Consider the following 15737-nt stretch of genomic DNA (forward strand, 5'->3'; position numbering starts at 1 on the left):
GGTCACTTCTGTCCCTCCGGGGAGTCGGTGGAGTGGGTCGCCCATTCCAGGAGCCCGAGGAAGGCCCGGTTGAGCAGGGTGGAGTCGGCAGGGCGCAGCGGCCGCTGGGACATCAGCAGTGCCTGCCCGTACAGCGATTCGACGGCCGTGCCGGTCAGGGCCTCGTCGGGCAGGGCCGAGATCCGGCGGATCAGCGGGTTGTTGTGGTTGAGCACCAGGCGGGCGCGCGGCGCGGAGCCGCGCAGCGCCCCGAGGATTCCGCTCCACAGCGAGTCGGCGCTGCTCAGGGCGGCCGTGCGGTCGCGCTCCTGGCGGGCCTGGCGGTCGTCGAGGTAGAGCGCCGGGACCGAGACGGGCTGGAAGGCGCGCAGCACCACGTCGCAGCCCTGCGGTTCCAGCCGGGTGCGCGCCGTGGACAGGAAGGGCGCGAGGGCGAGTTCGGCGGAGGTCGGGACCGGGTCGAGCCGCTCGGTGACGGCTCCGGCGTCCAGCTCCGAGACCTTGAGGTCCGGCCGTATGGAAGGCAGCAGGGCGAGCAGGTCGGCGTCGTAGGTGTATCCGGCGTTGATGACGCCGAGGCCGTGGGCCGCCGCGATCGGGGCGATCTGGCGGAACTCCTCGACGGTGCGCGTGAAGTGGATCTCGGTGTGGGCGGCCGTGAACTCCTGGAGGCTCATCGAGCCGTCGCTGGTCTCGAACGGCAGCCAGGGCAGCATCAGGCCGAGCAGCTCGGCGTCGTGCCGGGCCAGGGACTTCACGCCGAGGTGGTGGACGCCCAGGAAGGCGGCCAGACGCTCCGGTTCACTCGCGGCGAGTTCGGCGAGCCAGGCCCGGACGCGGGCGCCGAGGGCCTCCCGTACGGCGGACAGGGTTTCGTCGTCGTACAGGTTCTCGCGGGAGGCGGTGGGCCGCAGGGTGTCGGTGTCGATGACCGCGCGGACGAAGAACGCCCAGTCCGGCAGGAGGTTGTCGGCGTGGTCGGTGAGCAGCATGCCCTTGAGGTGGACGCGGTGTCCGGCCCGGTGGGCGGGGCTGGTCGGCTCGGGGAGGACGTACGCCACTCCGCGCACCCCGGCGACGGGCAGGTCGAGGTCGATGCTGTCGAGCGGGGTGAAGCCGAAGAGCTGCGCGCAGTGGCCGGCGAGCGCGACGCGGCGGGCCGCGGGGGTGGGGAAGGGACGGTCCCATACGGCGGGCCGGTCGGTGACGGCCCGCGGCTCGCCGCCTTCGCCGTCGTCGAAGGTGATGTCGTACGGGAGCAGGGAGCCGTAGTCGCGGGCCAGCTGCTCGACCCTGGCCGGGACGGTCCACTCCTCGGCGCCGGGGCGGGCCTGGAGGATGACGGTGGTCCCGGGCTCCCGGCGTGCCTCGTCGGGCAGTTCGCGGACGGTGTACGAGCCGTCGTCCGTGGCCAGCCATTCGACGGGCGCGGCCTGGGGGTCGCGGGCGGAACGCGTGATGACGCGGATCTGGCGGGCCACGACGAAGCAGGCGAGCAGGCCGATGCCGAACTGGCCGAGGAACTCCCGGCGGGTGGTCTCGAGGCCGTGGTCGCCGCCTCGCTTGGAGCTGCGGCCGATGGTGGCGAGGAGGGAGTGGGCCTCGGCGGCGGTCAGGCCGATACCGCTGTCCTCGATGGTCACCCGGCCCGCGGACGCCGACAGGCGGATGCGGATCTCCGCCTCCGGGTCGAGTGCGTGGCGGGCGGTGACGGCGTCCACCGCGTTCTGCAGGAGCTCGCGGACGTAGACGCGCGGGCTGGAGTAGAGGTGGTGGGAGAGCAGGTCGACCAGGCCGCGCAGATCGACTTGGAAGCTGTTGGCCGACGGGTCGCAGTGGTCGGCGGAGTGGGAAGGGGAAGGGGATGTGGACGTCACGGGGCGTCACCTCGCGTGCTCGCATGGATGGTTCGGCGATCGCGAGGTACCCCCCTCACAGATCGGAATGAGGAACAGAGTAGGGGGATGATCTGACAATCTCGTCGTGAATTCCGGCGCAGAGGGCGCAGCCGAGCGGCGCCGGTGCCGGCGCTACTGGAAACGCAGGAACTGCGGCGGTACGGCGTCCACCAGCCACACCCCGTTGGCGCTGATCCGGAAAACGTGCCCGGCCGTGCGCATCGCACCTGCATCCACGCTGAGCACGACCGGCCGGCCGCGCCGGGCGCCGACGCGGGTCGCGGTCTCCCGGTCGGGGGACAGGTGCACGTGGTGGCGGGCCATGGGGCGCAGCCCCTCAGAGCGGATCGCGTCCAGGGCTGCGGCGACGGTGCCGTGGTAGAGGTACGCGGGCGGTTCGGCCTCCGGCAGGTCAAGGTCCACGGGAACGGTGTGGCCCTGGTTGGCCCGGATGCGGCTGCCGTCGACGGCGAACCGCTGCTTGTCGTTGGCGGCGACGACGTGGTCGAGCTCGGCGCGGCTGACGGGGAAGCCGTGGGAGGCGGCCGCGCGGAGAAGATCGTCGATCTCCACCCAGCCCTGGGGATCGAGCACCAGTCCGATGCGTTCCGGCTGATGCCGCAGATGTTTCGAGACGTATTTGGACACCTTCACGGTGCGTCTGTCGTCCATGGCCCCAGCTTGCCGCGTCGGAGCGGGGTCGGGCAGCGATTTTTTGCCGCTCCGCCGGCCCCGGACACCCTCTATCGCACTTCCAAGATACGGAATATATTTTCCGTTGAACTTCTGCCCAGGGGGAGAACCCATGACAATCCACGCTTCCCTGCCGCGCCGTGCGGTCGCCGAGCTCATCGGTACCGCCGGCCTTCTCGTGGTGGTGATCGGTTCCGGAATCCAGGCCTCCGACCTCAGCCGGGACGCCGGTGTCGCCCTCGTCGCCAACTCGCTCGCCTCGGCCATCGGCCTCGGGCTGATCATCACCCTCTTCGGACCGCTGTCCGGAGCCCACCTCAACCCGGTCGTCACCCTCACCTCCTGGTGGGCGCGGCGGACCGGCGGCGAGGGGCTCGGCGGCCGGGAGGCCCTGGTCTACACCGCGGCCCAGACCGCCGGGGCCATCGCCGGCGCCGTCGTCGCCGAGGTGATGTTCGGCCACGCCCCCGGGACCTTCTCCACGCAGATCCGCGGCGGGGGCCACCTGCTCGTCGGCGAGATCGTCGCCACCGCCGGGCTCGTCCTCGTCATCCAGGGCCTGGAGCGCATCGGGCGCCCGAAACTGATCCCGGCCGCGGTCGCCGCGTACATCGCCGCCGCGATCTGGTTCACCTCGTCCGGCTCCTTTGCCAACCCGGCGGGCACCATCGGACGCGCCTTCAGCGACTCCTTCACCGGCATCGCCCCACAGTCGCTGCCCGGATTCGTCGCGGCCCAGCTGATCGGGGGCGTCCTGGGCCTGGCCCTCGCCGCACTCCTCTACGGGAGCGCCGGGCGCGGTCCGCAGGACGCTCCGGCCGGCCCCGCGGCCGGTGCGCAGGCCCTCGCGCCGGTGTCCGTCAGCCCGCCCGACTCCGCCGCAAGCGCCAGCGGTATCGAGCCGGCCGGTCCCGTGAACGCTGCCTACGAGACCGTCGGTTGAGCCGTCCGAGGGGCCGTCCACACCGCTTTCCACAGGGTTGCCCACAGGCAACACCGACTTGTCCACAGCTGGTTGGGTCGGATTTGAGGGCAAACGAGTGATCCGCCCTGTGGACTAACGACCGACGTCACCGGACGGCGGCGGTCGTTGTCCGCCGCCCCGGCGCGTGGCGGTCGCTACCCGCCGCCGCTACCCGCCGCCCCGGCGCGCCAGCTCGTTCATCGTCCGGGCCTGCAGTTCCCGCTCCGTCGCGGCCCGGACGAACTCCCCGACGTGCTCGGCGCCGACCAGCTCCTGCACCGCCCGTACCGTCTCGGCCGGCAGTGGCACCGATGCGGGCCCCGACGGCTGCGGGGTCCCGGCCGCCCCCAGGTGGCTCTGCAGATGCCGGGTCGCGAACAGCCGCATCGCCCGTGCCAGCTCGGCGTCCACCGTCTGCTGGGCCAGGGGCCGCAGTCTCCGTACCATCGTCGCCGCCTCCGCCGCGTCCGCGTCCGTCGGCGGGACCTGCCCGAGGTAGCGGGCGAAGACGTGCTCGGTGGTGAACTCGAGGAACCGCGAGGCGATGTGCTCCACCTGCCCGCGCAGCTCGCGCAGATGCCCGGTGATCGCCGACAGCGGCACCCCGGCCGCGTACAGCTCGGCTGCCACCGCCAGCTCCTGCGGGGAGGGCACGAGGAAATCGTCAGGGCGCCCCGGGATCCGCTCCAGCACTCCCAGCTCGCACGCCTCACCCACCGCGTCGTCGTCGGGCCGGCCGCCGAACCGCTCGTTCAGCTCGGCCCGGCTGATCCGGGCGGCCTCCTCGTCGGTCCACGGTCCGTGCACCTCGGCGACGAGCCCCAGCACGCCGCCGAGCCCGCGCCCGGCGTCCCAGGCCTCCAGCAGCTCCTTGATGGAGGCCAGGGTGTAGCCGCGGTCCAGCAGGTCGGCGATCTGGCGCAGCCGCGCCAGATGCGTGTCCCGGTAGACGTTGGAGCGGCCCCGCCGCTCAGGCTTCGGCAGCAGCCCGCGGTCCTGGTACGCACGGATCGTGCGCACCGTCGCCCCGCTGTGGTGCGCGAGATCCTCGATCCGGTACTCGGCCACCGCCTGTTCTGACAATCCCGGCTCCCTACGACATGGCGGCTCGGCCGCCCGCGGCCGCCGCGGCCCGGGCGGCAGGCGAAGCCGCAAGGTACTCGACCGCCCTGCGCAGCGAGCCCTCCTGCGAGGGATGGTACGACTGCCGGAAGTAGCGGGATATGGCCGTGCCGGGCTCTCTCCGCGTCGGCAGCAGCCGTGCGGTGCGGTTGCGGAGCCGCGGCCCGGCTCCCCCGCCCCCGCCCGGCGCCGGGACCGGCTCCGCCGCCCCGTTCACAGCCGGGGTTCCAGTTTCGCGAGCCGTCGCAGGGCGCCCGGTGCGAACCGGGACATCCACAGGGCGCCCTTGGACTCCGGCGTCACCGGCACCACGGCCTCGTTGTGCACCACGGCCCGCAGGATCGCGTCGGCGACCTTCTCCGGCGGGAAGTTGCGCAGCCCGTACAGCCGAGAGGAGCGCTCCTGGCGGCGCTTCTCCTCCGCCGCGTCCACCCCGGCGAAGCGCGAGGTGGCGGTGATGTTGGTGTTGACGATCCCCGGGCATATCGCCGAGACCCCGATCGACTGCGAGGCGAGCTCGGCGCGCAGGCATTCGCTCAGCATCAGCACCGCGGCCTTGGAGGTGCTGTACGCGGGCAGGGTCTTGGAGGGCAGGTAGGCGGCGGCGGAGGCGGTGTTGACGATGTGTCCGCCCTGGCCGCGCTCGGCCATCTGGCGGCCGAAGATCCGGCAGCCGTGGATGACACCCCACAGGTTGACGTCGAGGACCTTCTTCCAGTCCTCCGAGGTGGTCTCCAGGAAGGGTCCCGACAGGCCGATCCCCGCGTTGTTGACCAGGACGTCCACGATTCCGTACTCGGCGGCGACCTTGGCCGCGAGCTTCTCCATCGCCTGCTCGTCGCTGACGTCGACGCACTCGCCCCAGGCTTCGGGGGCCCCGACGAGCCGCGCCATGTCGGCCGTTCGCACCGCGCCCTCGGCGTCCCGGTCCACGCACACCACCCGGGCCCCGGCCTCGGCGAAGGCGAACGCGGTGGCCCGGCCGATGCCGCTGGCGGCGCCCGTGACCAGCACCAGCTGTCCGCCGAACCGGTCGGCGTAGCGGCCCGGAGCCTTCTGTTCCGGCGCCCGGGTGGCGGGCTCCTCCCGGGCGGTGACGAACTCGGTGATCCAGGAGGCCAGCTGGTCGGGCCGGGTCCGCGGCACCCAGTGCTTGGCGGGCAGGGTGCGCCGCACCAGGTCGGGGGCCCACAGTTCCAGATCGTCGTAGAGCCGCTCGGAGAGGAAGGCGTCCCCGGTCGGGGTGATCAGTTGGACCGGTACGTGCGCGTACGCGTCGGGGCGCGGCCGGCGCAGCCGGGGCCGGATGTTGTCGCGGTAGAGCCAGGCTCCGTGCGCGGCGTCCGAGGGCAGCGAGGCCGTCGGGTAGGAGCCGGCCGGGACCTTCTCCACCCGCTCCAGCATCTTCGGCCACCGCTTGCCGAGCGGCCCGCGCCAGGCGAGCTCCGGCAGTACGGGGGTGTGCAGCATGTACACGTACCAGGACTTGGCGCCCTGGCCGAGCAGCTGCGCGGCCCGGCGCGGGGTGGGCCGCGCCATCCGCTTCTTGATCCAGTGCCCGAAGTGGTCCAGGGAGGGACCCGACACCGAGGTGAAGGAGGCGATCCGGCCCTCGGTACGGGCGACCGTCGCGAACTCCCAGCCCTGTACGGAGCCCCAGTCGTGGCCGACCAGGTGCACCGGCCGGTCCGGGCTGACCGCGTCCGCCACCGCCAGGAAGTCGTCGGTCAGCTTCTCCAGGGTGAAGCCGCCGCGCAGGGGCACCGGCGCCGTGGAGCGCCCGTGGCCGCGTACGTCGTAGAGCACCACGTGGAAGCGGGCCGCCAGCCGCTCTGCGACCTCGGACCAGACCTCCTTGCTGTCCGGGTACCCGTGCACGAGCACCACGGTCGGCTGGTCTGCGTCGCCGAGCTCGACGACGCACAGCTCGATGCCGCCGGTGCTCACGCGGCGCTCGCGCGCCCCCGCGAGGCCCGTCCCCTTGACGCCGTCCGCTCCGCCCATGTCGCTCATGCTGCCCTCTCCTCGGCCCAGCGCCGCACGTGCGGCAGATCGTCGTCCAGCCAGAACGCGCTCTCCTCGGGATCCCCGGAGTCGGTGACGACCAGGATCTCCTCGAACTTCGCGCCGGTGCCCCGGAAGCCCAGGTGCGGTTCCACCGCCCACAGGCCGGGCTGCGGCGGGTGGTCGGAGAAGTGGTACGGGCTCCACAGCGGGGACCAGCCCTCGCGGTGCCCGTGCAGGGCGTCGGAGGCCAGCCCCTTGAGGGACTGCGTCCCGAACCCGAAGGCGGTCGGGGACCAGCGCCGCTCCTTGACCCGGTCTATTTTGTGGGCGATCACCCCGAAGGGGTAGGCGCGGTGCCGGTTGGCATACCCCTGGCGGATCATCAGCCGCTCGACGTTCTCGTAGATCTCGCGGAGCGGGCGGCGCTCGCGGACCTGCTCCAGGATCAGCTCGCGGTGCACCCGCAGATCGGACATGAGCCGGTCCTGTACGGGGTTCAGGCCGAGGCTGCCCGAGTACCCGATGTCGGCCGCGTACCCCTTGTGGACGGGGGCCATGTCGAGGATGAACGGCATCCCCGGCTCCAGCTTCCGGTTCGTCGGGAAGAACTGCAGGGGGATCTTGAAGTTCGCGAAGGCGGTGCGGTCCCCGAACCACGCGAACGGCAGGTGGAACCAGTCCCGCACGCCGCGCTCGCGCAGCCACTCACGCTGCATCCGCGCCGCCTCGCGCTCGGTCACCCCCGGCCGCAGCTGGGCCGCGACGGTCTCCGCGCACTCGTACGAGAGGCGTTGCACTTCCCTGAACCCGCGCAGGTCCGCCGAGAGTTGCGCGGTGCGTTCCCTGGTGTCCCCAGCCATGACAGCCGTCCGTCCGTAGAGCCGTACCCGCCCGTAACTTGACACTGATGAATGTGACAATGACCGGAGATCACGTCAAGGCCCGTGCACAGACCTGTGGACAAACTTGTCCGGTCCGCATCAGCCTTTCGTCAGGGTCTGTAGTCCTGAAGGCGGAGACGGGATGACGCTCCAGGTCTGACGATCGGCACGGCCGGCGCCACTAACGTCGGTGCCGTGACTGTCATCGCGACCGAAAGCCTGAGCAAGCGGTACCCCCGAGTGACCGCAATCGACCGGCTCTCCCTGGACATCGGGCCGGGAGTGACCGGCCTCGTGGGTGCCAACGGAGCCGGCAAGTCCACGCTGATCAAGATCCTGCTTGGACTGTCCCCCGCCACCGAGGGCCGCGCTGCCGTGCTCGGACTCGACGTCGCCACCCATGGCAGCGCCATCCGTGAGCGCGTCGGCTACATGCCCGAGCACGACTGCCTGCCACCCGACGTCTCGGCCACCGAGTTCGTCGTACACATGGCGCGCATGTCCGGGCTCCCGCCCACCGCCGCCCGCGAGCGGACCGCCGACACCCTGCGCCACGTGGGCCTGTACGAGGAGCGCTACCGCCCCATCGGCGGGTACTCCACGGGCATGAAGCAGCGGGTCAAGCTGGCCCAGGCGCTCGTACACGACCCCCAGCTGGTGCTCCTCGACGAGCCCACCAACGGCCTCGACCCCGTCGGCCGCGACGAGATGCTCGGCCTGATCCGCCGCGTCTACACCGACTTCGGCATCTCCGTCCTGGTCACCTCCCACCTCCTCGGCGAGCTGGAGCGGACCTGCGACCACGTCGTGGTCGTCGACGGCGGCAAGCTGCTGCGTTCCAGCTCCACCAGCGACTTCACGCAGATCACCACGACCCTCGCGGTCGAGGTCACCGACTCCGACACCCACCCGGACGGCACCGCCGCCCTGCGCAAGGCGCTCGCCGAGGCGGGCATCACCCTCGCCGCGGGCGAGGAGCAGGGCCTGCCGGGAGCCGGCCACATCCTGCTCGTCGAGGCCACCGGCGAGGACACCTACGACACCGTGCGCGACACCGTCGCCGACCTGGGCCTCGGCCTGGTCCGCATGGAACAGCGCCGCCACCACATCGCGGAGGTCTTCCGCGACAACGACCAGCAGCAGCTCGTCCGGAAGGGAGCCGGTTCCGATGGCGCCTGACACCTCGACCCAGATCCACAACATCGGCTACCGGTCCTACGAGGGAGCCCGGCTCGGCCGCGCCTACGCCCGCAAGTCGCTGTTCTCCCAGTCCCTGCGCGGCGCGTACGGACTCGGCCGCTCGGCCAAGTCCAAGGTCCTCCCGATGCTCCTCTTCGCGGTGATGTGCATTCCCGCGGTGATCATCGACGGGATCGCCATCATGGTGCCCGGCTCCACGGACCTGCCGATCAAGTACACGACGTACGCCCTGACCACCCAGGTGATCATCGGCCTGTACCTCGCCTCGCAGGCGCCCCAGTCGGTCTCCCGGGACCTGCGCTTCAAGACCGTGCCGCTCTACTTCTCGCGGCCCATCGAGCGCGTCGACTACGTCCTCGCGAAGTTCGCGGCGATGGCCTCGGCCCTGTTCATCCTCACCGCCGCACCGCTGCTGATCATGTGGATCGGCTCGATGCTGGCCAAATTCGACTTCGCGGACCAGACCAAGGGGTTCGCCCAGGGACTGGTCTCCGTGCTGCTGCTCTCGGTGCTGTTCGCCGGCCTCGGCCTGATCATGGCCGCGCTCACGCCGCGGCGCGGCTTCGGCGTCGCCGCCATCATCGCCGTGCTCCTGATCCCCTACGGCGCGGTGACCGCCGTCCAGGGCATCGCGTACAACACCGGTTCGACCGGTGCCATCGACTGGATGGGCCTGTTCTCCCCGATCACCCTGATCGACGGCGTGCAGACGGCCTTCCTCGGTGCCACCTCCGCCTTCCCCGGCGGAGACGGCCCCTCGGTCGGCGTCGGATTCGTGTACCTGCTCGTCGTCCTCGCCCTCATCGCCGGCTCCTACGCCGCCCTGATGGCCCGCTACCGGAAGGCCGGGCTGTGACCACCATCGACATCGACCACACCTCCCGCTGGTTCGGGAACGTCGTCGCCGTCAACGACGTGACCATGCACATCGGCCCCGGCGTCACCGGGCTGCTGGGCCCCAACGGCGCCGGGAAGTCCACCCTCATCAACATGATGGGCGGCTTCCTCGCGCCCTCCACGGGCACCGTCACCCTCGACGGCGCGCCGATCTGGCAGAACGAGCAGGTCTACAAGCAGATCGGCGTCGTGCCCGAGCGCGAAGCCATGTACGACTTCCTCACCGGCCGGGAGTTCGTCGTCGCCAACGCCGAGCTGCACGGTCTCGACGACGCGGCCGCCCAGCGGGCGCTCGCCACCGTCGAGATGGAGTACGCCCAGGACCGCAAGATCTCCACGTACTCCAAGGGCATGCGCCAGCGCGTGAAGATGGCCTCGGCCCTCGTCCACGACCCGTCCGTGCTGCTCCTCGACGAGCCGTTCAACGGCATGGACCCGCGCCAGCGCATGCAGCTCATGGACCTGCTGCGGCGCATGGGTGACGACGGCCGCACCGTGCTGTTCTCCTCCCACATCCTGGAGGAGGTCGAACAGCTCGCCTCCCACATCGAGGTGGTCGTCGCCGGCCGGCACGCCGCCTCCGGCGACTTCCGCAAGATCCGCCGCCTGATGACGGACCGCCCGCACCGCTACGTCGTCCGCTCCTCCGACGACCGGGCCCTCGCCGCGGCCCTGATCGCCGACCCCTCCACCGCCGGCATCGAGATCGACCTCAAGGAAGGCGCGCTGCGCATCCAGGCCGTCGACTTCGGCCGCTTCACCGAACTGCTGCCGCGGGTCGCCCGTGCGCACGGCATCCGGCTGCTGACGGTCTCGCCCTCCGACGAGTCCCTCGAGTCGGTCTTCTCCTACCTCGTCGCGGCCTGAAGGAGCTGGCACCCATGTACAACCCCACTGTCGCCCGGCTCACCTACCGCGCGCTGCTCGGCCGCCGCCGCGCGCTGATCCTCTGCGGGCTGCCCGTCCTGCTGATCGTGATCTCCCTCGCCGTCCGCGCCTTCACCGGCCTGGACGACAAGGTCGCGGCCGACCTGCTGGGCGGCTTCGCCCTCGCCACCATGGTTCCGCTGATCGGCGTCATCGCCGGCACCGGCGCCATCGGCCCGGAGATCGACGACGGCTCGATCGTCTACCTGCTCTCCAAGCCGGTGAAGCGCCCGACGATCATCATGACCAAGCTGATCGTCGCGATCGCCGTCACCATGGCCTTCTCCGCGATCCCGACCCTGATCGCCGGCTTCATCCTCAACGGCAACGGCCAGCAGATCGCCGTCGCCTACACCGTCGCCGCCCTCGTCGCCTCGATCGCCTACAGCGCCCTGTTCCTGCTGCTGGGCACCGTCAGCCGGCACGCGGTCGTCTTCGGCCTGGTCTACGCCCTGATCTGGGAGTCGCTCTTCGGCAGCCTGGTCTCCGGGGCGAAGACCCTCAGCGTCCAGCAGTGGGCTCTGGCCCTCGCCGAGAAGGTCGCCGGCGAAGGCTACGTCGACGCCACCGTCGGCCTGCCCACCGCGGTGATCCTGCTCTCGGTGGTCACCGTCGGTGCCACCGTCTACGCCGGCCAGAAGCTGCGCCGCCTCACCCTGGCGGGCGAGGAGTAGGCCCCCGCTGCACCGGCTCCGCATCCAGTGCCCCGCCCGGCCCACCGGCCGGGCGGGGCACCGCCGTACGGGGCAAAATCAGTGCATGACGGAGCACACCGAGCCCGAGCCGTCCAGGCCCGTACGGTCCTGGATACGCTCCTCGCCCGGTACGCACATATGGCTGCTGCTCCTCGCCGTCACGAGCGTCATCGTCGTGATCGCGCCCGACCACCTCGAGCACGTCCTGCTCCACCGCCACAGCAGCAATATCCACGAGCTCACCCGGCACCCCGTGCGCGCCCTGCTCTCCAGTGCCTTCTGGATCGAGAACCCGGCCTCGCTCGCGCTGTACACCGTCCTCTTCGAGCTCTTCCACGCTCCCGTCGAACGCTGGCTCGGCACCCTGCGCTGGCTCGCCATCGTCGCGACCGCCCACATCACGGCCACCCTGATCAGCCAGAAGGTGGTCCTGATGGCCATTCAGGACCACCGGGCCCCGCAGAGCATGATCCACGTCGTCGATGTCGGCGTCAGCTACGGACTCGCCGCCTCGATCGGGGTCCTTACCTACCGGCTCCCGAACCCCTTGCGCTGGCTCTACCTCGTCTGTGTCGTCGCCTTCTTCGGGCTCCCCCTCCTCACCGGAGGCACCTTCACCGACCTCGGGCACGCCATCTCGCTCTCCGTCGGGCTGCTCGCCTGGCCGCTGACCCGCCACCCGCACCCCAGACATGTTTCACGTGAAACATGAGCGCCGCGCTCGCCGGGCTGATGCATGGAAATTGACTGGTACGGGACGTACGCCCCGGGCAGAGTGAGTCGTGCGGGGAGCAACAAAAAGGTCCGGAGCAGCCACTTCGAGCGCGCCTTGCGGCGCGGGCTGTTCCGGACCTTCCCTAATTCCGGCCGGGCCGTCAGGCGGCGCCCAGCAGACGCTCCAGCACCACCGCGATGCCGTCCTCCTCGTTGGAGGTCGTCACCTCGTCGGCCACCGCCTTCAGCTCCGCATGGGCATTGGCCATCGCCACGCCGTGGGCCGCCCAGCCGAACATCGGGATGTCGTTGGGCATGTCACCGAAGGCGATCGTCTCCGCCGCCTTCACACCCAGCCGGCGGGCGGCCAGCGAGAGGCCGGTGGCCTTCGTCAGCCCCAGCGGCAGGATCTCCACTATGCCCGGGCCGGCCATGACGATGTCCACCAAGGAGCCCACCGTCTCCCGGGCCACCTTCACCAGCGCGTCGTCGTCGAGCTCCGGGTGCTGGATGTACAGCTTGTTCAGCGGAGCCGTCCAGACCTCCGTGGTGTCCTCCAGGTAGACCGCCGGCAGGCCCCCCTGCACCTGATAGCCGGGCCCGAACAGCACGTCGCCGTCCACCCCGTCCCGGCTGGCCGCGAGCGCCAGCGGACCCACCTCGGCCTCCAGCTTCGACAGCGCCAGTCCGGCCAGCTGCCGGTCGAGCGTCACCGACGTCAGCAGCCGGTGGGCTCCCGCGTCGTAGACCTGCGCGCCCTGCCCGCACACCGCGATCCCCTTGTAGCCGAGGTCGTCCAGCACGCTCCGGGTCCAGGGCACGGCCCGGCCGGTGACGATGATGTGCGCCGCGCCCGCCGCGGTGGCCGCGACGAGCGCTTCACGGGTGCGTTCCGAGACGGTGTCGTCGCCACGCAGCAGCGTGCCGTCGAGGTCGGTCGCGACGAGCTTGTACGGGAACGGGGCCGGGCTCACTTGGTGATCGGCTCCAGGACCTCGCGGCCGCCCAGGTACGGACGGAGCGCCGCAGGCACCCGCACCGAACCGTCGGCCTGCTGGTGGTTCTCCAGGATGGCGACGATCGTGCGCGGTACGGCGCACAGCGTGCCGTTCAGCGTCGAGAGCGGCGCGGTCTTCTTGCCGTCGCGGTAGCGGATCGACAGGCGGCGGGCCTGGAAGCTGTTGCAGTTCGAGGCGGAGGTGAGCTCGCGGTACTTGCCCTGCGTCGGGATCCACGCCTCGCAGTCGAACTTGCGCGAGGCGGAGGAGCCCAGGTCACCGGTGGCGACGTCGATCACCTGGAAGGGCAGCTCCAGGCTGGTCAGCCACTGCTTCTCCCACTCCAGGAGGCGCTGGTGCTCGGCCTCGGCGTCCTCCGGCGCGACGTACGAGAACATCTCGACCTTGTCGAACTGGTGGACGCGGAAGATGCCGCGGGTGTCCTTGCCGTACGTACCGGCCTCGCGGCGGAAGCACGGCGAGAAGCCGGCGTACCGCAGCGGCAGCTTGTCGGCGTCGATGATCTCGTCCATGTGGTACGCGGCGAGCGGGACCTCGGAGGTGCCGACCAGGTAGTAGTCGTCCTTCTCGAGGTGGTACACGTTCTCCGCGGCCTGGCCGAGGAAGCCGGTGCCCTCCATGGCGCGCGGGCGGACCAGCGCCGGGGTCAGCATCGGGATGAAGCCGGCCTCGGTGGCCTGGGCGATGGCCGCGTTGACCAGCGCCAGCTCCAGCAGGGCGCCCACACCGGTCAGGTAGTAGAAGCGCGAGCCGGAGACCTTGGCGCCGCGCTCGACGTCGATGGCGCCCAGCAGTTCGCCGAGCTCCAGGTGGTCCTTGGGCTCGAAGCCCTCGGCGCCGAAGTCGCGGATGGTGCCGTGCGTCTCCAGGACGGTGAAGTCCTCCTCGCCGCCGACCGGGACGTCCTCGTGGACGATGTTGCCGAGCTGGAGGAGAAGCTGCTTGGCGGCTTCGTCGGCCTCGTTCTGCTCGGCCTCGGCGGCCTTGACGTCCTGCTTGAGCTGTTCGGCCTTCTTCAGCAGCTCCGCCCGCTCCTCCGGGGAGGCCTTGGGGATGAGCTTGCCGAGCGACTTCTGCTCATTGCGCAGTTCGTCGAAGCGCATCCCGGAGGACCTGCGGCGCTCGTCGGCGGAGAGCAGTGCGTCGACGAGTTCGACGTCCTCTCCACGGGCGCGCTGCGAGGCGCGGACACGGTCAGGGTCTTCACGGAGCAGCCGGAGGTCAATCACCCCTCCAGGCTACCGGGCTGGGCTTCCTGGGCTCACACCGATATCACGCTGCGTGTCGCTATGTCCTAATTGCGGAGAATGGAAAACTCTGGCCGACTGGCTGGAAGTGGCCCTTGTCGGGCTGTCAATAAAAGCGGCCCATTCCCTGAAAAGGGGCACAACCGGGGTATCCGGGCACCCTCTGAGCAGGGCGGGAAGGCCGTCCTTGTCCACAGGAATTGTCCACCGCGGGGACTTTTCCACAGGCTGTGCGCCGGATCTGTGGACACGGAATTAGATCAATCCCCAACGGCGGGCCGTCAGGGCGAATCAGGGTTCAAACCACCCTCACACACTCATTCGGGTGGGAATGACTCGCTCCAAAGAGTTGATCGGCGATGCGGGGGTGACGCCGTTCACCTCCCGCTCCCCAGCGCGAAACCTGGGCCCGCCGACCGATTTGTCGACCTTGTCGCGTCGCGATGTCGACTAGTCCACAGGTCCCCATCTCGGCCTGTGGATAACTCTGTGGACAGTGGAGGAAGAGCTACGCCCGGCCGTCGAGGCAGCGCGTCAGCCAGTCGGAAGCCGCCGTGAAGTCACCGTCCGAGGTGCCGGGCCGCGGATCGCGCACGTCACCCTGAGCGACGCCCGCACGCGGGTAGGAACCGAGGAAGCGGACCTGGGGGCAGGTGCGCTTGAGCCCCATGAGCGCCTCGCTGACCCTGCGGTCGGAGATGTGGCCCTCCGCGTCGACGGCGAAGCAGTAGTTGCCGATGCCCGCGCCCGTCGGCCGGGACTGGATCAGCATCAGGTTGACCCCGCGGACGGCGAACTCCTGGAGGAGCTCCAGCAGCGCACCGGGGTGGTCGTCGCCGAGCCACAGCACGACGGAGGTCTTGTCGGCGCCGGTCGGTGCGGCGGGCCGGGCGGGGCGCCCGACGAGCACGAACCGGGTCTCGGCGTTCTCCGCGTCGTGGATCTCGGTGACCAGCGGGACGAGCCCGTACGTGGCGGCCGCGAACTCACCCGCGAAAGCGGCGTCGAAGCGGCCCTCCTGGACCAGCCGGGCGCCGTCGGCGTTGGAGGCGGCCGACTCCCATACCGCGTCGGGCAGGTTCGCCCGCAGCCAGTTGCGCACCTGGGGCTGGGCGACGGGGTGTCCGGTGACGGTCTTGACGTCCGACAGCTTGGTCCCGGGCCGCACGAGCAGCGCGAACGTGATGGGCAGCAGCACCTCGCGGTAGATCATCAGCGGTTCGCCGGAGGCCAGCTCGTCCAGCGTGGCGGTGACGCCGCCCTCCACCGAGTTCTCGATCGGCACCAGGGCGGCCGCGGCCTCCCCGTTGCGGACGGCATCCAGGGCGGCCGGGACCGACACCATCGGGACGAGCTCCCGGGTCGCGGCTTCCGGCAGTGTGCGGAGGGCGGCTTCGGTGAAGGTGCCCTCGGGACCGAGATAGGTGAAGCGGGTGGCCGACATGTGATCAGCCTAATGCCGGGCCCCCGACC

General features: G+C 70.7%; 14 protein-coding genes and 1 pseudogene. 6 read left to right on the forward strand and 9 right to left on the reverse strand.

Features of this window, described 5'->3' with window-relative positions; genetic code table 11:
- Positions 1-2 precede the first annotated feature (2 nt).
- The gene (locus tag OG299_RS20630) at positions 3-1877 is read right to left on the reverse strand and encodes an HSP90 family protein (RefSeq protein WP_327362249.1); all 1875 of its coding nucleotides are present in this window, start codon (positions 1875-1877) and stop codon (positions 3-5) included.
- Positions 1878-2030: 153 nt separating this feature from the next.
- Complete coding sequence (locus OG299_RS20635; RefSeq protein WP_327362250.1) at positions 2031-2570, reverse strand: RNA 2'-phosphotransferase; 540 nt, start codon at positions 2568-2570, stop codon at positions 2031-2033.
- Positions 2571-2703: 133 nt separating this feature from the next.
- On the opposite strand from OG299_RS20635, the gene OG299_RS20640 reads away from it, so the two are divergent.
- Complete coding sequence (locus tag OG299_RS20640) at positions 2704-3534, forward strand: aquaporin (RefSeq protein ID WP_266627654.1); 831 nt, start codon at positions 2704-2706, stop codon at positions 3532-3534.
- A gap of 189 nt (positions 3535-3723) precedes the next feature.
- Here OG299_RS20640 and OG299_RS20645 read toward each other — a convergent pair whose 3' ends face one another.
- From OG299_RS20645 to OG299_RS20660, 4 genes and pseudogenes are all read right to left on the reverse strand, one after another.
- A complete protein-coding gene (locus OG299_RS20645; protein WP_266627656.1) occupies positions 3724-4638 on the reverse strand; it encodes a MerR family transcriptional regulator in 915 nt (304 codons plus the stop codon).
- Between the two features lie 10 nt (positions 4639-4648).
- Positions 4649-4828 (reverse strand): annotated as a pseudogene (locus OG299_RS20650) (metal-dependent hydrolase); the annotation flags it as partial.
- A gap of 62 nt (positions 4829-4890) precedes the next feature.
- A complete protein-coding gene (locus tag OG299_RS20655) occupies positions 4891-6690 on the reverse strand; it encodes an SDR family oxidoreductase (protein WP_327362251.1) in 1800 nt (599 codons plus the stop codon).
- Positions 6687-7544, reverse strand: coding sequence for a M24 family metallopeptidase (locus OG299_RS20660; protein WP_327362252.1), 858 nt, complete (start codon positions 7542-7544; stop codon positions 6687-6689). Before OG299_RS20660 ends, OG299_RS20655 begins: the two co-directional genes overlap by 4 nt.
- A gap of 216 nt (positions 7545-7760) precedes the next feature.
- Here OG299_RS20660 and OG299_RS20665 point away from each other — a divergent pair, with 216 nt between their 5' ends.
- The 5 genes from OG299_RS20665 (at position 7761) to OG299_RS20685 (ending at position 11996) form a co-directional block, all read left to right on the forward strand.
- Complete coding sequence (locus tag OG299_RS20665; protein ID WP_266627662.1) at positions 7761-8744, forward strand: ABC transporter ATP-binding protein; 984 nt, start codon at positions 7761-7763, stop codon at positions 8742-8744.
- Positions 8734-9621, forward strand: coding sequence for an ABC transporter permease subunit (locus OG299_RS20670; RefSeq protein WP_327362253.1), 888 nt, complete (start codon positions 8734-8736; stop codon positions 9619-9621). Before OG299_RS20665 ends, OG299_RS20670 begins: the two co-directional genes overlap by 11 nt.
- Positions 9618-10529, forward strand: a complete 912-nt coding sequence (locus OG299_RS20675; protein ID WP_266627666.1) for an ABC transporter ATP-binding protein — start codon at positions 9618-9620, stop codon at positions 10527-10529. Before OG299_RS20670 ends, OG299_RS20675 begins: the two co-directional genes overlap by 4 nt.
- Positions 10530-10543: 14 nt before the next feature.
- A complete protein-coding gene (locus OG299_RS20680) occupies positions 10544-11263 on the forward strand; it encodes an ABC transporter permease (RefSeq protein WP_266627668.1) in 720 nt (239 codons plus the stop codon).
- Positions 11264-11348: 85 nt separating this feature from the next.
- Complete coding sequence (locus OG299_RS20685; RefSeq protein ID WP_266627670.1) at positions 11349-11996, forward strand: rhomboid-like protein; 648 nt, start codon at positions 11349-11351, stop codon at positions 11994-11996.
- A gap of 163 nt (positions 11997-12159) precedes the next feature.
- Here OG299_RS20685 and OG299_RS20690 read toward each other — a convergent pair whose 3' ends face one another.
- From OG299_RS20690 to pheA, 3 genes are all read right to left on the reverse strand, one after another.
- The gene (locus tag OG299_RS20690) at positions 12160-12972 is read right to left on the reverse strand and encodes an HAD family hydrolase (protein ID WP_266627672.1); all 813 of its coding nucleotides are present in this window, start codon (positions 12970-12972) and stop codon (positions 12160-12162) included.
- Positions 12969-14246 (reverse strand): serine--tRNA ligase, encoded by a 1278-nt coding sequence (serS, locus tag OG299_RS20695; RefSeq protein WP_266627674.1) that lies wholly within the window; start codon positions 14244-14246, stop codon positions 12969-12971. Before serS ends, OG299_RS20690 begins: the two co-directional genes overlap by 4 nt.
- A 526-nt stretch (positions 14247-14772) precedes the next feature.
- Positions 14773-15708, reverse strand: a complete 936-nt coding sequence (gene pheA, locus OG299_RS20700; protein ID WP_266627676.1) for a prephenate dehydratase — start codon at positions 15706-15708, stop codon at positions 14773-14775.
- Positions 15709-15737: the final 29 nt, after the last annotated feature.

This window comes from Streptomyces sp. NBC_01296 (genome assembly GCF_035984415.1).
Classification (GTDB): Bacteria; Actinomycetota; Actinomycetes; order Streptomycetales; family Streptomycetaceae; genus Streptomyces.